The organism is Allobosea sp. (assembly GCF_030694325.1).
GTDB lineage: Bacteria > Pseudomonadota > Alphaproteobacteria > Rhizobiales > Beijerinckiaceae > Allobosea.
The window spans coordinates 1-4,918 of the sequence record NZ_JAUXYO010000105.1; the positions used below are offsets into that span (position 1 = coordinate 1).

Here is a 4,918-nt window from a genome sequence, read left to right on the forward strand (position 1 = left end):
GACCGTCATCCTGGGCGACCGCAGGTCGACCGGGATCCATCCTGGGGCTCGGGCGCCCTCCGATGGATCCCGGGCCTCGCCGCTTCGCGGCTGGCCCAGGATGACGGCGGAGGGTTGACCGCATCGCCAGCGCTTTCTACCCCTCGACCATGACCTCGCGCGCCTTCATCGCCGGCTGCCTCGGCACGAGCCTGACCTCGGACGAGCGGGCCTTCTTCCGCGAGGCGAAGCCCTGGGGCTTCATCCTGTTCCGGCGCAACACCCAAAACCCGGACCAGGTTGCGGCCCTGACGGCGGAACTGCGCGAGAGCGTGGGCTGGCACGCGCCGATCCTGATCGACCAGGAGGGCGGGCGGGTGCAGCGCATGGCCCCGCCGCACTGGCCGAAATACCCGCCGGCCCGCGCCTTCCTCGGCATCAACGACCCGCTGCAGCAGCGCGAGACCGTCCGTCTGTCAGCCCGGCTGATGGCGCTTGATCTCAAGACGGTCGGCATCGACGTCGATTGCCTGCCGGTGCTCGATGTGCCGGTGTCCGGCAGCCACGACGTCATCGGCGACCGCGCCTATGCGCATGAGACCGACCGCGTCGCCCAGCTCGGTCGCGCCGCGGCGGAGGGGTTGCTGGCCGGCGGCGTGCTGCCGGTGATCAAGCACATGCCCGGCCACGGTCGGGCGCGCGCCGACAGCCACCACGATCTGCCGGTCGTCGAGGCTTCGTTGGACGAATTGCGGGCGCATGATTTCCGACCCTTCCGCCATCTCGCAGACATGCCGATGGCGATGACGGCGCATGTCGTCTTCACTGCCATCGACGCCAGGAACCCGGCGACGGTCTCGCGCACCGTCGTGCGCGACATCATGCGCGGCGAGCTGCGCTATGACGGGCTGATCATGACCGACGACATCTCGATGAAGGCGCTCTCGGGCGGCTTCGCGCAGAAGGCGCGCGCCGCGATCCGGGCCGGGGTCGATGTCGTGCTGCATTGCCACGGCATCATGGAGGAGATGGTCGCCATCGCTGGGGCCGTGCCGGAGATGCGGGGCGACCGTGCCCGCCGCGCCGCGATGGCGCTCGCCCGCATCCGCCACGAGCCCGAGCCGCTCGATGTCGAGGCCGCCCGCTCGCAGGTCGCCAGCGCGCTTGCCTTGGGCGGCTGAACAGCGGAACCTGTCCGGCGGGGCTTGGCGCTCGCCTTGCACCCACAGCCCTCATCCTGAGGAGCAAGCCTTCGGGCTTGCGTCTCGAAGGATGCTCCAGATGGATCCGGAGCCTCCTGGACCATCCTTCGAGACGCCGCTTCGCGGCTCCTCAGGATGAGGGCTTGGGTGAACAGGCGCGATCGGAGACAAAGGGGCGGCCGGCCATGGCGGCGCAACTGCCATTCGAGGAGGACGGCCCGGAGCGCGACGGCGAGCCGGCACTGCGGGTCGATGTCGACGGCTATGAGGGCCCGCTCGACCTGCTGCTCGATCTCGCCCGCCGACAGAAGGTCGATCTCCACCGCATCTCGATCCTGGCGCTGGCCGAGCAATATCTCGTCTTCGTCGAGCAGGCGCGGGCGCTGCGGCTGGAACTGGCGGCCGATTATCTCGTGATGGCGGCGTGGCTCGCCTATCTCAAGTCGCGGCTGCTTCTGCCCGAACCGCCCAGGGGCGAGGAGCCGAGCGCGGCGGACCTCGCCACGGCGCTGGCGCTGCGCCTGCGCCGGCTGGAGGCGATCCGTGCGGCTGCCCGCAGGCTCGCCTCGCGCGAGCGGCTGGGGCAGGACGTGTTCGCGCGCGGCGCGCCCGAGGCGGTCGTCGCCGGCGCCCGGCCGGTCTGGGAGGCGGAGCTCTACGATCTGCTCTCGGCCTATGCGCAGCAGCGGATGAAGCGGGTGCAGGGCCATATTTCGGTCGGCCAGCGTGTCGTCTGGTCGCTGGTCGAGGCGCGCGAGGCGCTGCAGCGGCTGGTCGGCGAGGCCGGGGACTGGACGCAGATCGATCCCTATCTGGCGCGCTACATGGCCTCGCATGGGCTGCCCGCCCGTGAGATGGCGGCAACCGTGCGGGCCTCCGCGCTCTCGGCCATGCTGGAGATGGTCAAGGAGGGCGTGCTGGATCTGCGCCAGGACGACGCCTTCGCGCCGCTCTATCTGCGCCGCCGTTCGGCGCGGCCGCCGGCGCTGCCGCTGTCGCGCGGGGACGGCCCGTGACCGACACCGCCGCGCAGCCTCCCGAGGACAGCGACGGCGGGGCGGACGCCTTCGCGCAGGCGCTGCGCGTGGTCGAGGCGCTGCTCTTCGCCTCCGCCCAGCCGCTGTCGGCCGAGGAGCTGGCGCGCTCCGTGCCGGCGGGCGTCGCGATCGAGGAGGTGTTGGCGCGGCTCACCACGTTCTACGACGGGCGCGGCGTCAATCTGCGCGCCGTCGCCGGTGGCTATGCCTTCCGCACCGCGTCGGATCTCGGCAATCTCCTCGCGGCCGAGGCCGAGCCGCCGCGCAAATTGTCGCGGGCGGCGCTCGAGGTGCTGGCGATCATCGCCTATCACCAGCCGGTGACGCGGGCCGAGATCGAGGAGATCCGCGGCGTCGCCACCGCCAAGGGCACGCTCGACATTCTGCTCGAAGCCGGCTGGGTGCGGCTGCGCGGGCGCCGGCGCTCGCCCGGGCGGCCCGTGACCTTCGGCACGACGCCGGGCTTCCTCGATCATTTCGGGCTCGATCGGATCGACGATCTGCCCGGTCTAGAGGAATTGAAGGGCTCCGGCTTCATCGAAGGGCGCCTGACGCGCGACCTCGCCGTGCCGGTTCCCGACGACGATCCGGAGCTTCGCGCCGACGAGGACCCGCTCGGCGACCTGTTCACGCCGCTTGACGAGAACGGCTGAGCGCCGCACAGGGCGGCTGTCACATCATCCGCCGCGTCGTCCCGGGCGACCGAAGGGAGACCCGGGACCCATTCCTGAACCGTTCCGGCATGGGTCCCGGGTCTGCGCTTCGCTCCGCCCGGGACGACGTCGCGTTCCAAGAGACGAGGCGGAGCATCCGTTGGTCGCCAACGAGACGAAATCGCGCTGGCTGAGCTGGGGGCGCCGGGGCACGGCGGGGGCCGCGATCCCGATGGCGCTCGCCTTCGACGGCGTGACGCAGCGCTTCGGCGACGTCACGGCGCTACGCGACGTGTCGCTCTCGGTCGAGCCCGGCGAGATCGTGGCGCTGCTTGGCCAGTCCGGCTGCGGCAAGACGACCCTGCTGCGGCTGGCCGCCGGCGTCGAGCGGCCGAGCGCGGGCCGCGTGCTGCTGGAGGGGCGGGACGTGTCCTCGCCGGACAGCTTCGTCGAGCCCGAGCGGCGCGGCGTCGGCCTCGTCTTCCAGGATTATGCGCTCTTCCCGCATCTGACGGTGCTGGAGAATGTCCGCTTCGGGCTCGCGCGCGGGGGCGAGGGCGGGGCGGCGGACGCCACGGCGCGCCGCGCGATCGCGCGTGTCGGCCTGGCCGATCTAGCGGACTCCTATCCGCACATGCTCTCGGGCGGCGAACAGCAGCGCGTGGCGCTGGCGCGTGCCGTGGCGCCGCGGCCGGGCGTGCTGCTGATGGACGAGCCCTTCTCCAATCTCGACCGGCGCCTGCGCGACGTGGTGCGCGACGAGACGGCGGCGCTGCTGCACGAGACCGGCGCGACCTCGATCATCGTCACGCACGACCCCGAGGATGCGATGCGCATCGCCGACCGGATCGTGCTGATGCGTGCGGGCGCGATCGTGCAGATCGGCACGGGCGAGGATCTCTATCGCCGGCCCGGCAGTCTCTTTGCCGCCCGATTCTTCTGCGACTTTACCGAGGTGGCCGGACGGGTCGTGCGCGGGGCGGTCGATACGCCCTTCGGCCGCTTCCCGGCGCGGGGCCTCAGCGAAGGCAGCGAAGCGGTGGCCTGCATCCGCCCGCAGGCGGTGAGGATCGTGCCCAAGGGCTTCTGCCTGCCGGGCCGGGTGGTGACGCGGCGCTTCCTCGGCGAGGTCGACCATCTGCTGATCGCGGTCGACGGCTTCGACCGGCTGCTCTCGGTGCGGGCTTCGCTCGCGGGTGCGATAAGCGAGGGCGACGATGTCGGCCTCGACATTCCCACCGACGAAGTTCTTGTGTTCCCCGCGGGGGACACATAGGTTCCGCCGCAACAGCTTGATCCGGGGTCGCAATCCCCCGGCAACATTCGAATTGAGGGAGTTCGCCATGGGTGGCGTCAGCATCTGGCACTGGATCGTCGTCGGCGTCATCGTGATGCTGCTGTTCGGACGCGGCAAGGTTTCCGAACTCATGGGCGACGTGGCCAAGGGCATCAAGTCGTTCAAGAAGGGCATGGCTGAGGACGAGACGCCTCCGCCGCCGCCGAGCGCCGCGACCCCTGCCGATCCCAAGATCATCGACGCGCAGGCCACCCCTTCCGCGCCGGCCAAGGCCGAGACCAAGGCCTGAGGGCCGGCCTCCCGTCCGCGGGGGGCTGAGAGGACGAGCCGTCGATGTTCGACATCGCCTGGAGCGAATTCATGCTGGTCGGGGCGATCGCGCTCGTCGTGATCGGCCCCAAGGACCTGCCGAAGGCGATGCGGAGCGTCGGCCAGGCCATCGGCAAGATTCGCCGGATGGCCTCGGAGTTCCAGGGCCAGTTCAACGAGGCGATGCGCGAGGCCGAACTCCACGACCTGAAGAAGCAGGTCGAGGATGTCGGCGGCTCGGTCTCGACGGCGATGAACAGCGAGAGCTGGAATTCCGATTTCAAGCCGATCGAGATGCCGGCCTCGACCGGCCTCGACGATGCGGCGCTGAAGGAGGCCGAGGCCAAGCTCGCCGCGATTCCGCTGCCCGATCCGTTGCCGCCGGTCGAGATCGCGGCGTCCGAGGTTGCTGCGGCCGTCGAGCCGGCGCCCGAGCCCAAG

The 4,918-nt window shown here is 70.8% G+C and carries 6 protein-coding genes; all 6 read left to right on the plus strand.

Annotated elements, in window-relative coordinates; all coding sequences use genetic code 11:
• Nucleotides 1-149: 149 nt before the first annotated feature.
• Nucleotides 150-1,160 carry a beta-N-acetylhexosaminidase gene (gene nagZ, locus Q8M82_RS06315; protein WP_305690525.1) on the plus strand — a complete coding sequence of 337 codons (1,011 nt, stop codon included), beginning with the start codon at nucleotides 150-152 and terminating at the stop codon, nucleotides 1,158-1,160.
• Nucleotides 1,161-1,366: 206 nt separating this feature from the next.
• Nucleotides 1,367-2,197, plus strand: coding sequence for a segregation and condensation protein A (locus Q8M82_RS06320; RefSeq protein WP_305690526.1), 831 nt, complete (start codon nucleotides 1,367-1,369; stop codon nucleotides 2,195-2,197).
• Complete coding sequence (gene scpB / locus Q8M82_RS06325) at nucleotides 2,194-2,871, plus strand: SMC-Scp complex subunit ScpB (RefSeq protein WP_305690527.1); 678 nt, start codon at nucleotides 2,194-2,196, stop codon at nucleotides 2,869-2,871. The genes Q8M82_RS06320 and scpB overlap by 4 nt, the downstream gene beginning before the upstream one ends.
• A 232-nt stretch (nucleotides 2,872-3,103) precedes the next feature.
• Entirely contained in the window at nucleotides 3,104-4,147 is a 1,044-nt protein-coding gene (locus tag Q8M82_RS06330) for an ABC transporter ATP-binding protein (protein ID WP_371126254.1), read from the plus strand.
• A 67-nt stretch (nucleotides 4,148-4,214) separates the two neighbouring features.
• Nucleotides 4,215-4,457 carry a twin-arginine translocase TatA/TatE family subunit gene (locus tag Q8M82_RS06335; RefSeq protein WP_305690529.1) on the plus strand — a complete coding sequence of 81 codons (243 nt, stop codon included), beginning with the start codon at nucleotides 4,215-4,217 and terminating at the stop codon, nucleotides 4,455-4,457.
• 44 nt (nucleotides 4,458-4,501) lie between these two features.
• On the plus strand, nucleotides 4,502-4,918 hold a 417-nt coding region (gene tatB / locus Q8M82_RS06340), incomplete at its 3' end, for a Sec-independent protein translocase protein TatB (protein WP_305690530.1).